Origin of the sequence: Photobacterium angustum (assembly GCF_003026365.1) — a bacterium.
GTDB lineage: Bacteria > Pseudomonadota > Gammaproteobacteria > Enterobacterales > Vibrionaceae > Photobacterium > Photobacterium angustum.
Genome location: NZ_PYOM01000001.1, coordinates 261,165 through 280,696 on the forward strand (window position 1 = coordinate 261,165; position 19,532 = coordinate 280,696).

The window sequence follows — 19,532 nt, forward strand, 5'->3', positions numbered from 1 at the left end:
ACTATCTTTACGTTTAAAAATGATGAATGAATATCAATATTTATGATTCATAGGGCTCGATGTAGTACTGCAATAAAATTTCGTTATTAGCCTCTCCTCGTTTCTTGAACATAATGCAGTAAGAGTCGTCTTTAGGTATTGTAAAACTGTTCAGGTTCGTCTTAATTGAAGAAATTTTTTCTAAAAAGTAAATTTCGTCGTTTTTATGCCAGTGAATATTAAAATCAACATCTTCTAAGCTGTTAAATTCAAAATGTAGAATTTCATTAGTATGCGCTTCGAAGCATTCTTCTATAATATCACTTCTGTTTTCTTTAAAGTTAAAGGTCTTTTTTATCGTATCCTTTGAAAATGAAGCAGCAGAAAAGAGAAATAAATAAATATAAACCAATTTCATAAATATCCTTATAAAAATAGAGGTAATTTAAAGGCTAACCTACTCATTAATCTTATAAAGGTAGCTTTTATCAATATTCATATATTGAGAGACCCACATTACATATTAGTTATTATCGTACATATTCGCTAATTGCTCTAAAAAAACAATATTACTGAATAGTTCTTGAAGCTCAGATAAGGCAGTTAATGTTTCTTCTAACGTTGGTTCTATATATATAGTCTCTTTGTATGTAGAACAGTTAATTAAGTGGTTATAGTCTATATCAGCCTTTTTCATGTAGATCCACGAATTGTTATCACTACGATCTTTTGGGATGTTTTTTGTTATATTGTTAATATTAGGAGAAATGAGTTTAAATAGTTCTAGTTCACCACTTTCAGGGTTGTCGTAAAGGAAAATATCTCCCATAACTAAGTCTTGCTTATTATGTTCATAGAATGGGCCTCTGAATTGCCAATTTGAATTGTCATTATTGGAGTCAGGCAGATTACGATAGCTATCATTCGTTATTTTAGATAGTTCATAATAGTTATAACAATCATCTTGTTTTTTAGCCTGGTAATAATCTCCAACTTCTCCTGCATTATTGTCTTTTTTTATGGTTAAAAATGTTCTACTTAAAAGTTTTACATCGCTATAAACACTCTTAATCCAATTAATTTTCTTTGATAGACTTGATCCCAAGGCAAGATTATCTTTGCCTTTAGTTGTAATGGCTACCATAACATTTAAGCCTTTATGTTTATACCACCAAGCGGAGCCACTATCACCTGTGGTTGGCAGGGCCCATTTGTTACTATTGTTGTTTACTAGCCATATCAGAAAGGCATGCTGAGATATGATATGCGTTACAATATTTTCACCATACAAACGACGTTGATGCCCATATGCAGGTTTGTAATCGTTTGATATGTCATTCCCGACCCCCCATAACCCGTAACCGACAAAGCTCACTTTAGCATTCTTCTTCAGAAAATTATCGTTAAGTATTGGAGAGGGTACAGGAAAACCAAATTGATCTAATAAAATGTCAACAGTCGGTAGTTTTAATATTGCCATATCATAATAGATGTGATCATTTTTGTGAGATAATGGTTTTCTAATTAATTGCTTAGGTACAAAAATTTCACCTTTCCCTTTTGCAATTGTTTTTTTATTCCAAGATGTAAATGTTGCATTTATATCTGATTTTTGTTTGTTTTTATTATATTTCATACAATGTGCAGCAGTGAAAATATATGAAAATCCATTATTATCTTGTCCTAATAACGTTGCAGTACATCGACCTTTTTTAGAACTTATACTTCCTACAGTTAAATATTCAGGGTGTAAACTCATTTCTCTAAGTATCTCATTGTCTAATTTGATACTTTCTGGAATATTATGAATATTTCCACCAATTTCTTGAAACTTGCTTTCAGAGAGAATAATTGAATGAGATGTTGAAATAGTAAGAAGCATTGATAGGAACATTAAAAATTTCATTCTTTTAACCTTTTTAGGATATCTTAAATAAGACCGTGTTATTCAATTTATAATTTCAAAAAATATTTTTATTTTTTTATTCAATAAAATTAGATATTTATAACGCTTATTTTTTTAATATGATTAATTCTCATTTTTTGAAATGAACTATAATTAAATAACATTCCGTCTTCATCTACGAGATGTTAACAATGAACATTAAATCCTATTTATTTACCTTACTTGCAATGTTTTCAAGCTATTGCTATTCAGACACTTATATATATATCACTAATAACTCCTCTGAAACTCTTAGCATAAATGTCAGTCACAGTGGTCAAGGAGATACATTAAGAGAAGGAAGTGAATGGACTCAGGATGCACAAACATTGATGCCATGGGAAACGAAGAAAGTATTAAGCTTCAATCGAAACTGGGGCGTTAAGAACAAAAAGAGATATTATTTTACAACATCAGTAACTTCCGAAAGTGGTAAACAAGTTAATTTACAGCAATATATGCGAGGTAGCTGGTGGGGGTCTTCTCTCAAATACAAGTTAAGTGCTTCTGATGTAAATATTTCTTACAAATCTGATTATTCAATTTATAGATTCACATCTCATAATTATAGTGACTTATCTGCTGAATTAGCTTTTCGAGCTAAAAGAACATCGGGTTATGACGATATTTATTACACCATAACACCAGTTAAACAATCTGAATCTCTAATTACTGATGACTCTTCTCTCAAGTTGATGACATATAATATTTGGGCTTTACCATTTATTGCCTCTCATATTTCAGATAGATTAGACACGTTACCAGAATTCTTATCTAGTTACGATGTCATTGCTTTCCAAGAAGTTTTTTCTGGAGAAAGATATTCTTTCTTGCAAGAGCTATCATCTGAATATCCTTATCAAACTGAAGTATTAGATGCTCCAGGATTTAATGCGATGGATGGAGGTGTGATTATCGTTAGCCGATATCCAATTGTTGCAACAGATTACCATATATTCTCGCGCTGTAGCGGAACAGATTGCTTAGCAGATAAAGGGGCTGTTTATGCTGAAGTAGTTAAAGGTAGTAAGTCATATCATATATTTGCGACTCATGCGGCTTCAACTGATTCTATTGACGCTAGAATTGATCGTATTTATCAATTCTCCGAAATTAATAACTTTGCTAGAAAGCAAAATATTCCAAATAACGAAGTCGTTATCTATAGTGGTGACTTTAATGTAAACAAAAATAAATTTTTTACAAAAGACTACCAGTGGATGCATATGTTATTGAGATCACATGAGCCCACATATACGGGATATACATCTGCAACCTATGATCCGACAATAAATAGCTATGCGGGCTCAAGTTCTGAATATTTAGATTACGTAGTCGTAAGCACTGAATATGGTCAAGTTGAATCAAATACAAATAGGGTTGATATTCCACGTTCTACATCTTCTGGTTTGTGGTATCACTGGGATTTATCAGATCATTTCCCTGTTGTGGCGACAATTGAACAATGAGGTGGTTAGCTCTTGTTTTAGTTATTTTTCTTATCAGCGTCTTTTATATGACGCTGATCTCTCCTACAAAAGTCATGGAGTCAAAAAAAGTTAAAGCGGACAGGTTTATAAAAAGCCATGTAAATGAGTTGATAGAACCTGAAATAGCGTTCAATGATCAAAATAATTTTGAATTGGAGAAAGTTGAAGAGAGCACTGATGAAAAGATTATGCGTATACATGTACTTAGTGACGAATTTCAATCACTAAGGGGAACTAAATTATTAAATAAAATGGCAAATTTTTGGGGTGAGTGCAAGTCGACCCATACATGCGATGAGCAACTTATAAAATTAGAAAAACAATTACCTTACTCGTTATTTAAGCTGTTGAGTGATTTTGAATCACTTAGAGAAGAGTGGTTATTAACTTCTCTCAGTATTTCTATGGATCTTCCTTTTAATGAAAAAGTCTATCAAGTTAGACAACAATACGAGAGTGTCTGGGGGGCATATACTGATCTTTTATTTGAAGAGGAGTTTAAATACTACCGCTTTAGAGCCGAAAGCATGATGTTACAACAAGTCTCGCCTTCTGAATATATAGAACAACTAAACCAGTTATTTGAACAGCAGGCGGCGTCAAAGCTTGATATATTTGTTCAATCAAAAAGTGCTAAATTCGATTATGCTTTAGGGAATATACCTAATACATACAGTGAAGAAGAACGAGAATTGCTCGTAAAAGAGCTTTCTTTACTCTATTTAACTGAACAAGAAAGAACCGATTTTTACAAAAGGGATCTGCAAATAAAAAATCAAAGGCAAGAAGTTGAAACATACCAGAAACAGCTTTTTGAGTTAAAAAAGAGTTTGGAAAGTATGCGTAATAATGAATATAGAACGTTATCTGATGATGAGTGGCAAAGGATATACCAAGATCGGATCGGGGAATTTAGAAAGGTTTTTTTTGACTATCACTGATATATAATTTAGACGCTATATAAATTGTACGACATATCTCGACAGAGCGTTTTTGAAAGTAATGTTGATAAGATCACGATTTGTATTGGTAATTTATATTTCATGGTAATTATTCATAGTAAATAACAAATAGCATGAGATAATAGTGTGAACTTTTTGTGGTGAGACAACTAGTTAACAAGGTGTGGTTAAAAAGTATGCAATTAATGCTTTATTTTTGTCAGTGAAAACGGCAGAATGACCTCACATTTGAACTCGGTCACTCTATTTGAATTGAATTCTCATAAAACACATTGCTGTTTACCGAGTTGGTGATAATGTCTCGCCGCATTCCGAATTTTTAAAGTAAAAGGTTACAAATATGTCTGATGTACCAGAGTCTGTTGCAAATATTGCTGCTGTCGCTCAGCCAGTTGCTGAGTCTTCAGGTTCAGTGTGGGGTTATGTAGCAGGTGGCGTGGTTTTATTAATCATTGCCGGTATTTATGGTTATAAGAAAATTAACCAACCTGCATTTGTGATTAAGCAGGTACGTAAGAAAAACCTGAAAGAAATGAAAAAGCAGGGCATTGAAAATTCCGAGTTTATGGTAGATATGGATAAGCTACTAGAATCAATGCTTGCATACACGACAGAAAATAAAATGAAAGGTGCAGACGTTGTAACGTTGTTGAAGCCTTTAAATGATAAAGATCGTGTGAAAACGCCAAAAGATATGTACAACTCTATGATTTATATTGCGAATGAAATTAAAGATGTTTCACTGGCTAAAGAGTTTAAAAACAAATCTAAGCAAGTGAAATCAAGTTCAGCATTGATGGCTGGTTTGTTAAAGCGTGCTGGTATCTAATTGATACTTAAATATATTCGAAGGGCTGATTATTATCAGCCCTTTTTTTATCGTTATTTTTTACGATAAAAATTCAACCTGTCAAATATAAATAGTAGGGCCATAATATTTTTATGAAACGCAACGCTTTGCGTATTCATCTAGTGTCTTTAGAATCTGTTCCTTATGCTCTGTTTTAAACTCTATAAAACTACAACGGCTAGTTGGAGCTAAAAATCAATCAACAAAGATTTAGGGGATGTAACTGCGTCTCTGTCTCGACGACTCCCTCTGCGACTAACTACATTTTAACTCTTTGCCTAGTGAAGCAATATTATTCAAAATTGAGCTCTTTTAAGCTTGATAGACTGGAATAACCCGTTCCAAAATCATCAAGGGCTCAACGAACGCCTAAGGTACGAAAACGCTGCATGATCTTATCTAATTTGATAAATGCATTGGTTGTATTTTCTCTTTCTGTCATTTCAAAGACTAATCCTTGTTATAATGTCGGGTTCTGCTTAATTAACAAGATGACATCATCAACAAATCTGGGATCATTGAGCATAGATAGAGTAACGTTTATAGAAACGTAAAAATCTTTATTACAATGGGCTATTAAAAGTTTATCTATTGAGAGCTGCTTTAATAAATGTAAAGTTATCGGTTTTATTTTCCCATTTGATTCTACTTTTGTAATAAATTGATTTGGAGAGATCAATTGGGCATGACGATATAGCCAACGACAGAGTAATTCGGCTCCAATGATCTGGTGAGTTTGATTACAGACAATAGGTTGATAATAAAAAATAAACTCATTATTTTTTATTGCTCTGTCTATATCCTTTTTAAATGAGAAGTTATTAGTTTGAATGTAATTAATTATAAGGACAATGAGCATGCATAAAATAAAAATAAATGCAGCCAATGCGCCAATGCCTAATAACACCTGAGAAGATTTAGCGCCAACAATCACTTTAAAAGGAAATTGAGCAGAGTGATATGACTTATGGAATAAGTAGCTTTTCTTTTTATTAATTAAAATATTACCGTTATTGGTAACAACATAACCTCGTAAATACTCATCCGCATTAGTTAACCAGTCATCCATATAAGGTGCGTTTATAAATAGCTGATAAAAGCCCTTTGTTCCTTTAACGACAAGATGTAATTCATCGATCTGATTAAGAGAACTACGTTTGCGATAAAGTAGCGGTAATTTATCTTTTTTTAATCGTTCAATCAGACTAGGTGAAATTGGAGTATGCAAAGAGGCATTACGATCTGAATAGATGTAATGATTGTTTTGAAAGTATGCAACACTTCGTAGTGAGCGAGATGAAAGAACCAATGTAACCAAGTCATGCATACTTTTAGCGTCTGGTTGGTTCTCTGGTAGATGTAAAACGCTAGATATACGTTTATTTAAAGTTTTATTTAATGCAACAGCAATATCTTTACTTAAATTATCACACCTAATATTTAAGTATGTAAATGTAATAGGCGTAGCAATTAAAATAGCTAACAAAGCTAGTTGAAACATTTTTTTTACTGTAAATGACATAATAAAATTTGTTTCACACTTTGATATAACGGCCAATTAAAAATATGCCATTATGGTATATCATTGCCATTTAAAATATTTGGTTAAGTCGATAAAAGATACCAATGGTGACAAGTTGTATCTTTTATCTTTTGGTGAGAAGTGAGCTAATTCATTAAAAATATGACATCTATGCTTTATTTTCAAAGTCTTTGCGAACAATTTCTAAGGCGGAAAGTACGATCTCTGGGGCAATGTCATTACTCTCTAATAAATAAATCAAATCTACCGCGAGCTTTATTTCTTCCGGTGCATTTTCTAATGTTTTTGTTGTTATTTGGTTATCAGACATAATTTCTCTTTATCGCTATTTGTTGTGTACTAATAATGCTGCATGAATAAGTTGTAAGTGTAGCTCGACTAAATCTTGATGATTTGTTCTATATCCACCACCGATGACTGCGGCGACTGGAATATTCTGCGCTTTAGATTGGGCTAAAATATAATGATCTCGTTGGTATAAACCTTGTTTAGAAACATCAAAATATCCCAGTTCATCATGCTGGTGGATATCAACACCGGCATCGTATATCACCAAGTCAGGTTGGTGCTGAGCAAGTAGAAGAGGGAGAACACCTTGCAATGCCGTGAGGTAATCATCTGTTGATGTATTTCTTTCTAAAGCAAGATCAATATCTGAATCAGGCTTACGAGCAGGGAAGTTTTTATCACAGTGCACTGAGAAGGTAATGATGTTGGGATCATCGGCAAATAGTGTTGCAGTGCCATCACCATGATGTACATCACAATCAATAATCATGACCTTGTCGATATGAGAATAAGATAAAGCATGTTTAGCTGCGATGGCTAAGTCATTAAATAGACAAAAACCACTACCAAAGTCATGATGGGCGTGATGATAACCACCACTTAAATGAATCGCGATACCGTGCTCAAGTGCTAAATCAACAGTTAATTGAGTTCCACCTGTTGAAAGTAGGGTTCGATTGATTAATTCATCACTCCAAGGGAATCCGATACGGCGCATTTTTGCTGCTGGCAATCGATTAAAGAGTAAGTCATCAACATATTCACTATCATGAATCGCCTTAATTTTGGCAATATCAGCCCTATTGGGTTGGTGAATACTTACCTTGTTACTTAATTCTGAGTGAAAAATAGCCTCAAACAGCAGTCGGTATTTATTAATCGGGTAACGGTGCTTGTCTGGCAAGGTTAGAGCCGAGTATTGAGAATGATAAATAAGAGGAAGCATTGTTAGCCTTTTCTCTCTCTGTTACTAATGTCGGTTTCGATTTTGATCAAGGCTGCTTGGCAGCGACTTATCCTACCTTCAAGCGCAAGAATTTCTTTTTGGAGCTGTTGTTGCTCAAACTGTGAAGCACAACGGCTAATTAATAATTCTTTATCACGAAGCATAGCTTTTAAGCGACGTTCCCAATCTTTATGTTGATTAAGATCTTGATATATTTCATTAATTGGTCTGCGCCAGACAGCTTGGTTTTTCGGCTCTTTTTTACGAATGTTTAGTGTGGCTAATTCACGCTGGATAGCTTGAATTTGGCTCACAATTTTTTCACAGAGGTGCTGTGTTCTTGCCGGTAATAAGCGTCCGGCTTGTTGTTCTTTTTGTAATAATTGGAGCTCATTATGGACTTCATTGACACAGGGAGTAAGCAACTTGCTACGTGTTTTAAATAGCGTTTCGTCAAACAGGGGCTTAAAGGATTCGCCACGTTTACGGTCAACGTCAGCTGCTTGTTGCTTTAATTGTTCAATCAGTGAAATAAGACGAGATAAGTCAATCATAGAGAAACCTTGTATTACAAGCTAAATTAGAACCAAGCTTGCCAAGCTAATTTAATCGCTAAAATTAAAACAACAGTTACAAAAACAGGTCGAATAAACTTTGCGCCAAAGCGTATTGCAGAATGAGCACCAATGTAAGCACCTAGCATTAAACATATCCCCATCGTTAAACCAAGCGCAAAATTGACTTGCCCTAAAACAATGAAAGTAACTAATGAAGTAATGTTACTGGTGAAATTCATCGCTTTTGCTAGGCCACATGCACGTAGCATGTCTAACCGATATAAAATCATGCTAGAAACAGTCCAAAAAGCGCCTGTACCTGGGCCTGCTACACCATCATAAAAACCGATACTTGTTCCTTGAAGCCATTGTTTAAGTTTTAGTATAGGGGTGACTGATGGTAATACGTATTGCTCATCTTTTGGCTGGGGGTGCCAAATAGTATAAATAGCCACGGCAAAAATAAGCAGAGGTAAGCCTTTTTCTAGCCATTCGCTACTAATTAGATTAACAATTAAGGTACCTGTTATTGCACCAATAAATGTAGCGATAAAGGAAGCAAGCCAAAAACGTGGTGAGAATAGGTTCTTTTTGTAATAAGTCCAAGCCGCTGTTGCAGAGGCAAAGCTTGCAGCGAGTTTATTGGTACCTAAAGCAATATGTGGTGGCAATCCTAGTGATAGCAAGGCAGGGACGGTGAGCATTCCACCACCGCCTGCAACCGCATCAATAAAGCCAGCGGCAAGGGCAATAATACCGAGTATCAGTAAGGTACTCGGTTCTATCATCTCAATCATTAATTATTCTTTTTATTCATTTAGTTATATTCAATAACCCGTTTAAAAGGAGGCAGAGAGTCTAATAATGATTTTCCGTATCGACGGGTAATAATTCGACGGTCTAGAATGACTACTCTACCAGAGTCTTCTTCTTTTCGCAGTAAGCGGCCAACGGATTGAATCAGCTTTTTACTGGCTTCTGGTACTGAAATTTGTAAGAAGGGATTTCCGCCTCTACTTTCAATATATTCAGCGTGGGCTTCTTCTACTGGTGATGTAGGTACTGCAAATGGAATCTTGGTAATAATTAAATTTGTAAGCAAATCACCGGGTAAATCAAGACCTTCAGAAAAACTTCCGGTGCCAAATAAGATGCTAGCTTTACCGTTCTTACAGTTTTCTTTGTGTTTTTTTAGGGTTTCATTACGCGACTCTTCGCCTTGTACCAATAATTCCCATTTATTCTTTTTCGCTAGCGGACGTAATGCATCGGCGACTTTATTCATTTGCCAATAAGAAGAGAACAACACCAAACTTGCGGTTTCACCTTCAAGGTATTCGGGTAATATTTCAATCAATAAGTCAGTAAACGCTTCGGCTTGTGGCTCCATTTTTAAAGAGGGGATCACTAAGCGCGCATTATTTTGATAATCAAATGGAGATGCTAGTGCTAAAAAGCGTGTTCCATCCGATTCAGAAACGCCAGCCTGACGGCAGAAAAAGTTAAATTGATTTAAAGCACGTAGAGTTGCTGAAACTAAAATAGATCCTGCTGCGCGACTCCAAAGTAACTGATCTAGCCGATAGCCGACCTCAAGTGGTGAAACTTCAATAATGTAGTCATTTTCCCGTTCAGGGCTTTTTTCTATCCAACGAGCTAACGGAGCACCTTTTTTATTGTTTGGTTGCGCCATCAGTGTCCAGACTTTTTCAAGATTTTCCACGCGTTGTAGATAAAAACCGACTTCAGTAAGTGCTTGCTCACCTAATCGAGGAATAATTTCATTTTCTTTAGTACGCTCGGAGATTAAATCTTGGATCTTACCCAACGATTGCATGACCTTTTTACTGGCTTCTTTACAGCCTTTCGCTTCTTCTTCTAACCATTGTGGTAATTCACCATGCTCAAAACGATACACGCCATCTTTATTAAAAATAGCGGGATCAATATTGTTGGCTATCTGACTTAATGTTGGGATTAAGTGCTGGATGTTATCTTGTATTGCATTTTGAAAGCGATTGGCCTTTTGATAGTCAGCGAGCTCTGCGTATTTGCTAACATTTTGATTAAGTTTTTCAAGCCAACTTGCTGCGCCTTTCAAACTCGCTGCGGCAGATGAGAAGTCACGTGCGACTTGTGGCAGGTGGTGAGCCTCATCAATCACATAAATGGTTTGTTCTGGCTCTGGTAAGATAACACCACCACCTAGCTCGATATCTGCCATTAACAAAGCATGGTTAGCCACAATAACATCTGCTTTATCTAAGTGCTCACGTGCTTTGGCAAAAGGGCATGTACGATGCTTAGGCATACCAGCATGGCAGCTATGTTTATCCGCCATGATTTGCATCCAAACACGATCGGGAATCGTTGTCGGCCAACTGTCTCTGTCGCCATCCCATTTCTTTTGCTCGGTAGCCTTTAGCATTCGCTTTAGCAGATCGAGATCAGATTTTTTAGGTTTTTCTTCCCACATAGCGAGTTGAGGATCACCGTCAGGCGAACAGCACGCTTCTAACTTATGGTTACAGCAATAACGTTGACGCCCTTTGGCGAGAATAAAACTGAATTCCTTTGGGAAAATTTGGTTAAACAACGGGAGATCTTTGTTGATTAACTGTTCTTGCAGCGCAACGGTTGCAGTCGAGATCAATAGTTTTTTGTTATTGAATAACGCAAAAGGGATGCCACCGAGCAGGTAGGCTAAAGATTTACCGATCCCTGTACCAGCCTCAGCCACTAACATTCGGTTTTTCTTGTGATATTCCCCAGCCAGCGTTTTTGCTATTTCTGACACCAAATAGTTTTGTGCGCGACGTGGAATAAAGTTATCTAGCTGTTTTCCTAAATTCTCATAGCACTGCTTGATATCGGTTTTTACTTGGCTGTGTAACATGGCTGAAATTTCATAATGGCAGGGGACGGCATTGTAGCATGAAGTATTGGTGTTCAAAGTGAATAACGTGGAGTGAGGTGAAATTCAGGACATTGAACTGCGCTTAGGTTTTGTGTGTATTAGCGCTGGCGTTTCAGAAATAAAGAGAAACACCTCATAAAGTATTGAATGTGAAATTACAGGAAAGGTGATTGTAAGGGATTTTTTTGAGTGATTGGAGTGATAAACGGAAACAAAATAATAGTTGTATTGTGCTTTGGATCACGATTACGAATAGATATCTGCAATATTAAATACCAGAAATGACGGCTTAAAACGATCGCCCATCCATAATGCTTTTTAAAGCTTAAATGGTTTGAATGTCTGCGTTTGTATTTGTTTTTTAGCTTTTTATTCTATTTTTTTACACTTTTTAATAGTTAAAATAATAGGTAAAACGCCTTTTGATAGTATTTTTAATTTTTGCTTTACTGCCTTAACTAGCTGAAAATTAATGTTATTTATGTTTTTTTTGTTTTTTTTTATGAAATTTGACAAAAATATTGAACTTCTGTCAGGATGCGTACCACGAACACCAACTCCTTGTTATTTTAGTTTTTTATTTTTAGAACTGTTGTGTAACAAGGAGAAAATAAACAGGGGGAGCCGGGAATGGTTCTCCATAAATAAGATAAAGAAAGGCAGTGGACTTATCATGAAAAAAACTCTTTTAGCTCTTGCTGTACTAACAGCTGGTTCTGCAAATGCAGGCATCAACCTATATGATGCAAACGGTGTTAAAGTTGACCTATCTGGTGCTGCTGAAGTTCAGTACCACCACGGTTACGATAAAGACTCTAAAGGTGATATCCGTCTTGATGATGGTGATCTTTCATTCGACACTTCTGTAGCAATTTCTCAACAATTAAATGCACTAGCTAAAATTAGCTTTGAGTACGAGAACGAAGATAAAGATGAAGATGGTAGCCGTGTTAAGAACTACGAGCTATACACAGGGTTTAATGGCGATTTCGGTCAATTAACTTTCGGTCGTCAATACTTAGTATTTGATGATGTTGGTATCGGCATGGACTATGAAGCTGGTATTGGTCTATCTCAAGCAAATAAAGAAGTGTTAGATGCTGCAACTAACTTCGATAATATTGCTAAATACACATACGATAACGGTATGTTCTACGCTGGTGTTTCTCATAAGTTCGATGACTCAGATAAAGGTAAAAAAGATAATTCAGTTACTGATGGTCGTTTAGGTTTCCGTGTTGCAGGTCTTGATGCACGTGTTTACTACATTGACTACTCTAATGAGCAAATTTGGAACCTAGAAGCTGAATATGCACTAGATGCATTTGTTTTAGCTGCTTCTTACGGTCAGGGTGAAGTGGATCATGTTGAAGGTAAAGCAACTCAGTTAGCTCTTGCTGGTTCATACACACTAGACAAAACGACTTTTGCTCTAGGTTACAACCATATAACGGATGATATCCAAGCACATACAGCAAACAAAGTTGACTTCGACAACGTATACGCTAACGTTACTCAACAACTACACAGCAACGTTAAAGTTTACGCTGAGCTAGGTTGGTTAGAAGCTAACCACCACGATTACGATTACGACCTAAACTATACTGCAGGTCTAGAAGTTAAGTTCTAATTTCAGAATTAGCTGTTAAGAAGCCGCCGTTTTTGGCGGCTTTTTTATTATTAAGCGGTTTCTATAATTGTTATACCTCTTAGTAATTATAGTAATAGTTTGATCCTCAATCGTTGTTTATTAGGGATATATAATGAAGAAAATATTATTGTTAGCGGCATTATTTTCTGGTGCTGTGCATGCGGCAACACTCTCGGTAGGTAATAATCTTGAGTTGTTGGTTGTAGATGGAAAGGAAGTAAAATCAGGTCGATTTTCTCATGCTGAAAATGTTGAACTATCTGAAGGGAAACACCAAATAGTGGTACGTTTTGATAGTGAAGTAAAGCGTGGTTCTAAAAAAGTGATTTATACAACGCGTCCATATCTATTTGATATCAATATGACTTCACAAGATGCTGAAATCTCTTTGCCGCGTTTATCCACAGAATCACAAGCAAAAGCATACTTTGCACGAGACCCACAGTGGACGCTTGAAACAGCGACAGGTGTAACAACATTGTCTGCGGTTGAATTGATCGGGGATGGTTTAGGTGCTTACAGTGACATGCCTGCACTTGTGGCTGAATATAATAAACGCAACGGTATCATTATTGAAAACGGTAACCCTGTCGATTTACAAAAAACAGTGGTAGAAGTTGATGATAAAACAGGAAAAGTTCAGATCACGGGTGATGCGTTAACGCAATTAAAGTTATGGTATAGCAAAGCATCTAAAGACGATAAAAAAGCGTTTAAAATTTGGATGGCAGAGCACGATTTTAATTAAGACTTGTGCGTACATTGTAAAAAGCAAAAGGCAGCGACTATCGCTGCCTTTTCTATATATGTCATTTATTAATGAAGATCAGTCGTGGTGATAACGACTATGTTCTCGGCACGCTTTACAACGAGGCTGTGCTGGATCTTGTTCTAAATCACTGTATTCAATTTCTTCTTCACAATCAGTACATAAACCATACATACCTAGTTTAAATGAACAGACTGCGGCATCTACTTTTTCAAGACGAATTGCAGTATCAAAAAGAGCAGGAATGAATGATGCTTTCGCCATCGCAATCAGGTCGTTAAGTTCTGCATCATTTATTTTTGCAGGATCAGTAACTAGGCTATTGAGCTGTATTTTATTTTTTAATTCTTCCGCTAGGGTTAAAAATTCTGTATTTAGCGGGCTCTGAAATTGTTGATAATTCATGTCTACCATTGCCGTAATGATTGATTCAATAGAGGAAATTAAACATCACTGTCATTAATTATGGGGATTGATATGAAACAAGAGAGCAGCGATAAATTTCAAATATCAGCGAATACCCCAAGTTCGTTTTTAGTTTAGGCGATATTCATTATTGAGTTGTGATTTGAATCAAGTCTTTGTGTAAATTTATATCAACAACCCTATTTTATTTCGTTTTTTGCTAAAAAAATTAGCAGATAAAATGTTCTCTTAACAAACGCAAAGAAAAAATAACAAGATATGTATCTCCGTCATTGCACTGTCAATTATCTTATATAGGGAATTAGAGATAGGTCGTGAATTTAAAGCCTGTATAGTGCGAAATATTTCTTTTTTTATATGTCTTTTTTTTGTTGTTAATACTTGCTTTTCCTACTTTGCCAGCAATACTGACTTCACTAGGGATTTTATTAAATTAGTCAATTTTGTGACTTATTTTCCTTGTTAGTTATTATTGATTTATAAGTTTTAATCATCGCTATACTAACGTTATCTCTTGCTTCAATATGGAGGGAGTAATGGATACAAGGAATAGCGTAATAATGCGACAGAGTGCTAATTTAAAAACAAGAGTTGTCTCATCTTTATATGTGGTTACAGGAGCAACCTGTGTTGTCTTAGGCGTGATAGGGATTTTTTTACCACTGTTGCCTACCACCCCTTTTTTACTACTAGCCAGTGCGTGTTTTATGCGAGGTTCACCACGTTTAAATCATTGGCTACGAAATCATCCTACCTTTGGACCTATTTTAGATAATTGGTATCAGCATCGCGCGGTTTCTTCTACAGTAAAACGTCGTGGAAACATCATGATAGTGTGTAGTTTTGCACTGTCTATTTTTCTTGTACCGTTATGGTGGCATAAAGGGATGTTGTTGGTGATGGCGATGATATTGCTCTTTTTCTTTAATAGATTGACAGTAATTGATAAAACTATGGCTGGAGAGTTAGTTGCTGACAAACAGGAAAAACAATAAACTGCATCAATAATTCATGACAGATAACTTTGATATTTATCTGCCAGAGTTGATGATATTGCCTACGATTCAGTAGGCATTTTATTTCTCGCTTGATACTTATCAGCATTGTGAAAGCACGGAAACGATTATGAACCAAGAAACACTTAACTTGATTAAAAATAGTATTCAATCAATTCAAGATTACCCAAAACCGGGGATCTTATTCCGTGATGTGACGAGCTTAATGGAGCAGCCTGAAGCTTACCGTGCAACGATTGCTATTTTAGCTGAAAAGTATAAAGATCAAGGTATTACAAAAATCATCGGTACTGAAGCGCGCGGTTTTTTATTTGGTGCGCCACTTGCTTTGGAACTTGGCGTTGGTTTTGTGCCTGTTCGTAAGCCAGGTAAATTACCGCGTGAAGTGATTGCTGAAAGCTACGAGTTAGAATACGGCAAAGATACATTAGAAATTCATAAAGATGCAATTAAACCCGGTGATCGCGTATTGCTTGTTGATGATTTATTAGCTACCGGTGGCACCATTGAAGCGACAACGAATTTAGTGCGCCGTTTAGGTGGTACTGTCGATGATGCTGCATTTGTTATTAACTTACCTGATATCGGCGGTGAAGCGCGTCTACAAGGTTTAGGTTTAAATGTTTATGCTATTTGCGACTTCCCTGGTCACTAAGTATAAATAAAACAATGAGCAGTAAGTAAGCCAGATGTTTACTTACTGTTTATTTGCTTAATGATTGCGCTCTCAATTATCTCTTCTCTCGCTCCAAAATACGCAATATGCTAGCATTAGCGCAGGTTTCACCATCAATACATCATGTCTTAGTATTTCTCTTATTTTCTACGAACTATTTGTTTTATTGGTATCTAAAATAAGGTTTAGAGAATAATAGAAATAGAGGCGAGTGTATTCATAAGACGCTGTCTAGATAGAGTAAGGTAGTTATTAATGAGTTATCAGGTTCTGGCCCGTAAATGGCGTCCATCTCAGTTTTCTGATGTGGTTGGTCAGTCACATGTGTTGACAGCCTTAGGCAATGCGTTAACGCAAAATCGCCTTCATCATGCTTATTTGTTCAGTGGTACTCGTGGTGTGGGTAAAACAACCATCGCGCGCATTTTCGCCAAAGGACTTAACTGTGAAGAAGGGATCACGGCAACCCCCTGTGGTAAATGTGCAACGTGTCGTGAAATTGACGAAGGACGTTTTGTTGATCTTTTAGAGATCGATGCGGCGTCTCGCACCAAAGTAGAAGATACTCGTGAACTTCTCGATAACGTTCAGTATAAGCCTGCTCGTGGACGCTTTAAAGTGTACTTGATCGATGAAGTACATATGTTATCTCGTCACAGTTTTAATGCTTTACTTAAAACGTTAGAAGAGCCGCCGGAGTACGTTAAATTTATTTTAGCGACAACGGATCCTCAAAAGTTGCCAGTTACGATATTATCTCGTTGTTTACAGTTCCATTTAAAGCATCTTGATCATCAACAAATCCAAACGCAATTAGAAAAAGTACTCGCAGAAGAAAAAGTGGAGTATGAAGCTAAAGCATTAAGCTTATTAGCGCGCGCTGCTGAAGGTAGTATGCGTGATGCGTTAAGTTTAACGGATCAAGCCATTGCTTTAGGGAATGGTCAAGTTGGCATTAATAATGTTGCGACAATGCTTGGCACATTAGATACAGATCAAGCGTTATTCTTACTTGAAGCTGTCGCGCAAGCAAATGCAAATATTGCGATGAACAGTTTACAAGAACTGGCGAATATTGGCGTTGAATGGGACAGTCTACTACGTGAATTAGCCAGTCAATTACACCGTGTTGCTATGTATCAAGCTTTACCTGCGAGTTTAGGTGATGCGTTGCCTGATGCTGAGCGTATCAGTTTGTTAAGTCAACTGATGACGCCACAAGATGTGCAGCTATGCTATCAAATAGCGGTGCAAGGTCGACAAGATTTAGGCTATGCCCCTGATGGTCGAACTGGACTTGAAATGGTGCTATTGCGTATGTTGGCATTTAGGCCAGTTGTTTCATCAGGGATCCAGCCACAAGCGATCAATGTTCCTAGCACTCAACCGGTCGCGACAGTACCTGCTGTAAATCCTAATCCTACTGGGCAGCAAGGTGTTTCACGCGTACAAGCGTTAAAAGCGCAGGTGCAAGCCGCGCATACGGAGCCAGTATCTCAAGTCGCGCCGCATCAAATACAGCAACAATCTAATACCGCTGTTAATCCAGAGATGAATGTGGCTCCAATGCCGCCTCATTCTGTGATGTCAGAACAACAAGTAGCACCAGCTCAGCCAAGTGCTCAACCACAATCTATTGCACCACAACGTTCTCAAGAACCAGTGCCACAGATATCGCAATCGGTGAGTGCGCCTGAAGTGCCAGCAGTACCGAGTGAAACATCACGTACAGGTTCAGCGGCCAGTGGGTTATTGGCGGCACGTAATAGGTTACGTAGCCAGAAACAGCGTGGTAATGATGATAAACAGGTTTCATCGGTAAAAAAGACGCCAACGACGTCAGCTAAAAAAGTCGCTACATCCGTATTAGATCGCGTTGCGAGTAAGCAAAAAGCGATGCCTACGAGTGCCTCCCGTGCGATGCCGACGTCGAATCTCCCAGCAGAACAGCAACAAGAGAAAGAAGATCAAGAATATCGCTGGAAACCGACAGTAAAACCTGATGCTGAAGAGGCTAAAAAAGTCGATGTGGCTCCACGTGTTTTAAAGAAAGCACTAGAGCACGAAAAAACACCAGAAATGACAAAAATACTTGTCAATGAGGCGGCAAATCAGGATAGTTGGGCAAACTTAGTGACGCAGTTGGATGTGGGGAAATTAATCCAACAGCTAGCCTTGAACTCTTCTTTTGAGCAGCAAGGTGATCAAATCACATTGCATTTACGCGCATCGCAACAGCATTTAAATGGTGAGCGTGCTAAAGAACAATTATGTAGTGCATTAAGTACCGTATTAGGACACCCAGTCATGTTGAATATCGTACTGGGTGAAGAAGGAAAAACACCGTTAGAATTACGTGAAGAGCTGTATCAACAAAAGTTGTTACAAGCAAAACAGAGCTTAGATAACGATCAAAATGTGATGTTTATTTGTCAGCGTTTTGCAGCTCAACTGGATGAAGACAGTGTTCGACCAATTTAAAGGTTTTTAACCAGACCAAGATAGAGAGAGAAAAGATATGTTTGGTAAAGGTGGCATGGGTAACATGATGAAGCAGGCGCAACAGATGCAAGAGCGCATGCAGAAGATGCAAGAAGAAGTAGCAAACATGGAAGTAACTGGTGAATCAGGTGCTGGTCTTGTTAAAGTTACTATCACTGGTAGCCACAGTGTTCGTCGTGTTGAAATTGACGAAAGCCTAATGGAAGACGACAAAGACATGCTAGAAGATCTTATCGCAGCTGCATTTAACGATGCTGCTCGTCGTATCGAAGAAGCACAAAAAGAAAAAATGGCTTCAGTAACTGGCGGTATGAACCTACCTGCTGGCTTTAAACTGCCATTCTAATTAATGCGTACCAGTCACTTACTGGAGCATTTAATGGAAGCTTTACGCTGTCTACCGGGGGTTGGCCCTAAGTCAGCACAGCGTATGGCTTTTAGTTTGCTGCAGCGTAATCGTCAAGGTGGTTTACAGCTTGCAGATGCACTGAGTCAGGCAATGACTGAAATTGGACATTGCCGTGATTGTCGAACATTTACTGAAGATGATGTTTGTGCCATTTGTGATAATCCTCGCCGCCAAGAAAACGGATTAATTTGTGTTGTTGAAAGTCCTGCGGATATTGTCGCAGTAGAAGCAACAGGACAATTTTCTGGCCGTTATTTTGTTTTGATGGGGCACTTGTCTCCACTTGATGGTATTGGACCCTCTGATATTGGTCTTGACCGTCTTGAAAATCGATTACAGCATGAAAATATCAGTGAAATAATTCTTGCAACTAACCCGACGGTTGAAGGGGAAGCCACAGCGCATTACATTGCTGAGTTATGTCATGAATATGATGTACCAGCGAGTCGTATTGCTCATGGTGTTCCTGTCGGTGGTGAGTTAGAACTTGTTGATGGCACAACGCTATCGCATTCATTAGCTGGGCGTCAGCGTTTGTAGTTTGTCGAGAATAAATAAAAACCGCGCTAATATAGCGCGGTTTTTTTATGTGTTACTTAAAGCCTG

General features: G+C 37.2%; 19 protein-coding genes. 10 read left to right on the forward strand and 9 right to left on the reverse strand.

From position 1 onward, the window contains the following. Positions 1 to 40 precede the first annotated feature (40 nt). Entirely contained in the window at positions 41 to 397 is a 357-nt protein-coding gene (locus tag CTN01_RS01370; protein ID WP_045148107.1) for a hypothetical protein, read from the reverse strand. A gap of 105 nt (positions 398 to 502) precedes the next feature. Next, positions 503 to 1,885, reverse strand: a complete 1,383-nt coding sequence (locus CTN01_RS01375) for a trypsin-like serine protease (RefSeq protein ID WP_045148109.1) — start codon at positions 1,883 to 1,885, stop codon at positions 503 to 505. Positions 1,886 to 2,076: 191 nt separating this feature from the next. Between CTN01_RS01375 and CTN01_RS01380 the strand changes: the two genes are divergently transcribed. The 3 genes from CTN01_RS01380 to CTN01_RS01390 all read left to right on the forward strand — a co-directional run bounded on the left by CTN01_RS01380 (position 2,077) and on the right by CTN01_RS01390 (position 5,205). Continuing rightward, complete coding sequence (locus CTN01_RS01380; protein ID WP_107188418.1) at positions 2,077 to 3,393, forward strand: sphingomyelin phosphodiesterase; 1,317 nt, start codon at positions 2,077 to 2,079, stop codon at positions 3,391 to 3,393. After that, positions 3,390 to 4,355 carry a hypothetical protein gene (locus tag CTN01_RS01385; protein WP_045148110.1) on the forward strand — a complete coding sequence of 322 codons (966 nt, stop codon included), beginning with the start codon at positions 3,390 to 3,392 and terminating at the stop codon, positions 4,353 to 4,355. The genes CTN01_RS01380 and CTN01_RS01385 overlap by 4 nt, the downstream gene beginning before the upstream one ends. Positions 4,356 to 4,716: 361 nt before the next feature. Further along, positions 4,717 to 5,205 carry a hypothetical protein gene (locus tag CTN01_RS01390; protein WP_005370451.1) on the forward strand — a complete coding sequence of 163 codons (489 nt, stop codon included), beginning with the start codon at positions 4,717 to 4,719 and terminating at the stop codon, positions 5,203 to 5,205. Between the two features lie 481 nt (positions 5,206 to 5,686). On the opposite strand, the gene CTN01_RS01395 is transcribed toward CTN01_RS01390, so the two are convergent. The 6 genes from CTN01_RS01395 to dinG all read right to left on the reverse strand — a co-directional run bounded on the left by CTN01_RS01395 (position 5,687) and on the right by dinG (position 11,456). Then, positions 5,687 to 6,727, reverse strand: coding sequence for an EAL domain-containing protein (locus CTN01_RS01395; protein ID WP_244155993.1), 1,041 nt, complete (start codon positions 6,725 to 6,727; stop codon positions 5,687 to 5,689). Between the two features lie 190 nt (positions 6,728 to 6,917). Next, on the reverse strand, positions 6,918 to 7,079 hold the full coding sequence (gene rsmS, locus CTN01_RS01400; protein WP_080896169.1) for a pleiotropic regulatory protein RsmS: 162 nt from the start codon (positions 7,077 to 7,079) through the stop codon (positions 6,918 to 6,920). 15 nt (positions 7,080 to 7,094) lie between these two features. Continuing rightward, positions 7,095 to 8,003 (reverse strand): histone deacetylase family protein, encoded by a 909-nt coding sequence (locus CTN01_RS01405; RefSeq protein ID WP_107188417.1) that lies wholly within the window; start codon positions 8,001 to 8,003, stop codon positions 7,095 to 7,097. A 2-nt stretch (positions 8,004 to 8,005) separates the two neighbouring features. Further along, positions 8,006 to 8,557: a primosomal replication protein PriC gene (priC, locus tag CTN01_RS01410; RefSeq protein ID WP_005370456.1), complete on the reverse strand. Its 552-nt coding sequence runs from the start codon at positions 8,555 to 8,557 to the stop codon at positions 8,006 to 8,008. A gap of 26 nt (positions 8,558 to 8,583) precedes the next feature. After that, positions 8,584 to 9,357: a sulfite exporter TauE/SafE family protein gene (locus CTN01_RS01415; protein ID WP_045127275.1), complete on the reverse strand. Its 774-nt coding sequence runs from the start codon at positions 9,355 to 9,357 to the stop codon at positions 8,584 to 8,586. A 20-nt stretch (positions 9,358 to 9,377) separates the two neighbouring features. Continuing rightward, positions 9,378 to 11,456 carry an ATP-dependent DNA helicase DinG gene (gene dinG / locus CTN01_RS01420; protein WP_045148113.1) on the reverse strand — a complete coding sequence of 693 codons (2,079 nt, stop codon included), beginning with the start codon at positions 11,454 to 11,456 and terminating at the stop codon, positions 9,378 to 9,380. 694 nt (positions 11,457 to 12,150) lie between these two features. Here dinG and CTN01_RS01425 point away from each other — a divergent pair. Beyond that, positions 12,151 to 13,107: a porin gene (locus CTN01_RS01425; RefSeq protein ID WP_045148115.1), complete on the forward strand. Its 957-nt coding sequence runs from the start codon at positions 12,151 to 12,153 to the stop codon at positions 13,105 to 13,107. A 133-nt stretch (positions 13,108 to 13,240) separates the two neighbouring features. Continuing rightward, entirely contained in the window at positions 13,241 to 13,876 is a 636-nt protein-coding gene (locus tag CTN01_RS01430; protein WP_045148116.1) for a YccT family protein, read from the forward strand. Positions 13,877 to 13,954: 78 nt separating this feature from the next. Here the strand turns inward: CTN01_RS01430 and CTN01_RS01435 are convergent, their stop codons facing one another. After that, positions 13,955 to 14,302, reverse strand: a complete 348-nt coding sequence (locus CTN01_RS01435) for a hypothetical protein (protein ID WP_005370461.1) — start codon at positions 14,300 to 14,302, stop codon at positions 13,955 to 13,957. Positions 14,303 to 14,883: 581 nt separating this feature from the next. Between CTN01_RS01435 and CTN01_RS01440 the strand changes: the two genes are divergently transcribed. The 5 genes from CTN01_RS01440 (at position 14,884) to recR (ending at position 19,466) form a co-directional block, all read left to right on the forward strand. Then, the gene (locus tag CTN01_RS01440; protein ID WP_107188416.1) at positions 14,884 to 15,318 is read left to right on the forward strand and encodes a YbaN family protein; all 435 of its coding nucleotides are present in this window, start codon (positions 14,884 to 14,886) and stop codon (positions 15,316 to 15,318) included. Between the two features lie 130 nt (positions 15,319 to 15,448). After that, positions 15,449 to 15,994, forward strand: a complete 546-nt coding sequence (gene apt / locus CTN01_RS01445; RefSeq protein WP_045148118.1) for an adenine phosphoribosyltransferase — start codon at positions 15,449 to 15,451, stop codon at positions 15,992 to 15,994. Positions 15,995 to 16,270: 276 nt separating this feature from the next. Continuing rightward, positions 16,271 to 18,496, forward strand: a complete 2,226-nt coding sequence (gene dnaX / locus CTN01_RS01450) for a DNA polymerase III subunit gamma/tau (RefSeq protein WP_045148119.1) — start codon at positions 16,271 to 16,273, stop codon at positions 18,494 to 18,496. A gap of 37 nt (positions 18,497 to 18,533) precedes the next feature. Beyond that, complete coding sequence (locus tag CTN01_RS01455; protein WP_005370465.1) at positions 18,534 to 18,863, forward strand: YbaB/EbfC family nucleoid-associated protein; 330 nt, start codon at positions 18,534 to 18,536, stop codon at positions 18,861 to 18,863. A 3-nt stretch (positions 18,864 to 18,866) separates the two neighbouring features. Beyond that, positions 18,867 to 19,466, forward strand: a complete 600-nt coding sequence (recR, locus tag CTN01_RS01460) for a recombination mediator RecR (RefSeq protein WP_045148121.1) — start codon at positions 18,867 to 18,869, stop codon at positions 19,464 to 19,466. The last annotated feature ends 66 nt before the right edge of the window (positions 19,467 to 19,532 follow it).

What these genes read in the sequence shown, in the direction of transcription:
- CTN01_RS01370 (WP_045148107.1), bottom strand. Translation starts at nt 397, where the DNA reads ATGAAATTGGTTTATATTTATTTATTTCTCTTTTCTGCTGCTTCATTT.
- CTN01_RS01375 (WP_045148109.1), bottom strand. Translation starts at nt 1,885, where the DNA reads ATGAAATTTTTAATGTTCCTATCAATGCTTCTTACTATTTCAACATCT.
- CTN01_RS01380 (WP_107188418.1), top strand. Translation starts at nt 2,077, where the DNA reads ATGAACATTAAATCCTATTTATTTACCTTACTTGCAATGTTTTCAAGC.
- CTN01_RS01385 (WP_045148110.1), top strand. Translation starts at nt 3,390, where the DNA reads ATGAGGTGGTTAGCTCTTGTTTTAGTTATTTTTCTTATCAGCGTCTTT.
- CTN01_RS01390 (WP_005370451.1), top strand. Translation starts at nt 4,717, where the DNA reads ATGTCTGATGTACCAGAGTCTGTTGCAAATATTGCTGCTGTCGCTCAG.
- CTN01_RS01395 (WP_244155993.1), bottom strand. Translation starts at nt 6,727, where the DNA reads ATGTTTCAACTAGCTTTGTTAGCTATTTTAATTGCTACGCCTATTACA.
- rsmS (WP_080896169.1), bottom strand. Translation starts at nt 7,079, where the DNA reads ATGTCTGATAACCAAATAACAACAAAAACATTAGAAAATGCACCGGAA.
- CTN01_RS01405 (WP_107188417.1), bottom strand. Translation starts at nt 8,003, where the DNA reads ATGCTTCCTCTTATTTATCATTCTCAATACTCGGCTCTAACCTTGCCA.
- priC (WP_005370456.1), bottom strand. Translation starts at nt 8,557, where the DNA reads ATGATTGACTTATCTCGTCTTATTTCACTGATTGAACAATTAAAGCAA.
- CTN01_RS01415 (WP_045127275.1), bottom strand. Translation starts at nt 9,357, where the DNA reads ATGATTGAGATGATAGAACCGAGTACCTTACTGATACTCGGTATTATT.
- dinG (WP_045148113.1), bottom strand. Translation starts at nt 11,456, where the DNA reads ATGTTACACAGCCAAGTAAAAACCGATATCAAGCAGTGCTATGAGAAT.
- CTN01_RS01425 (WP_045148115.1), top strand. Translation starts at nt 12,151, where the DNA reads ATGAAAAAAACTCTTTTAGCTCTTGCTGTACTAACAGCTGGTTCTGCA.
- CTN01_RS01430 (WP_045148116.1), top strand. Translation starts at nt 13,241, where the DNA reads ATGAAGAAAATATTATTGTTAGCGGCATTATTTTCTGGTGCTGTGCAT.
- CTN01_RS01435 (WP_005370461.1), bottom strand. Translation starts at nt 14,302, where the DNA reads ATGAATTATCAACAATTTCAGAGCCCGCTAAATACAGAATTTTTAACC.
- CTN01_RS01440 (WP_107188416.1), top strand. Translation starts at nt 14,884, where the DNA reads ATGCGACAGAGTGCTAATTTAAAAACAAGAGTTGTCTCATCTTTATAT.
- apt (WP_045148118.1), top strand. Translation starts at nt 15,449, where the DNA reads ATGAACCAAGAAACACTTAACTTGATTAAAAATAGTATTCAATCAATT.
- dnaX (WP_045148119.1), top strand. Translation starts at nt 16,271, where the DNA reads ATGAGTTATCAGGTTCTGGCCCGTAAATGGCGTCCATCTCAGTTTTCT.
- CTN01_RS01455 (WP_005370465.1), top strand. Translation starts at nt 18,534, where the DNA reads ATGTTTGGTAAAGGTGGCATGGGTAACATGATGAAGCAGGCGCAACAG.
- recR (WP_045148121.1), top strand. Translation starts at nt 18,867, where the DNA reads ATGCGTACCAGTCACTTACTGGAGCATTTAATGGAAGCTTTACGCTGT.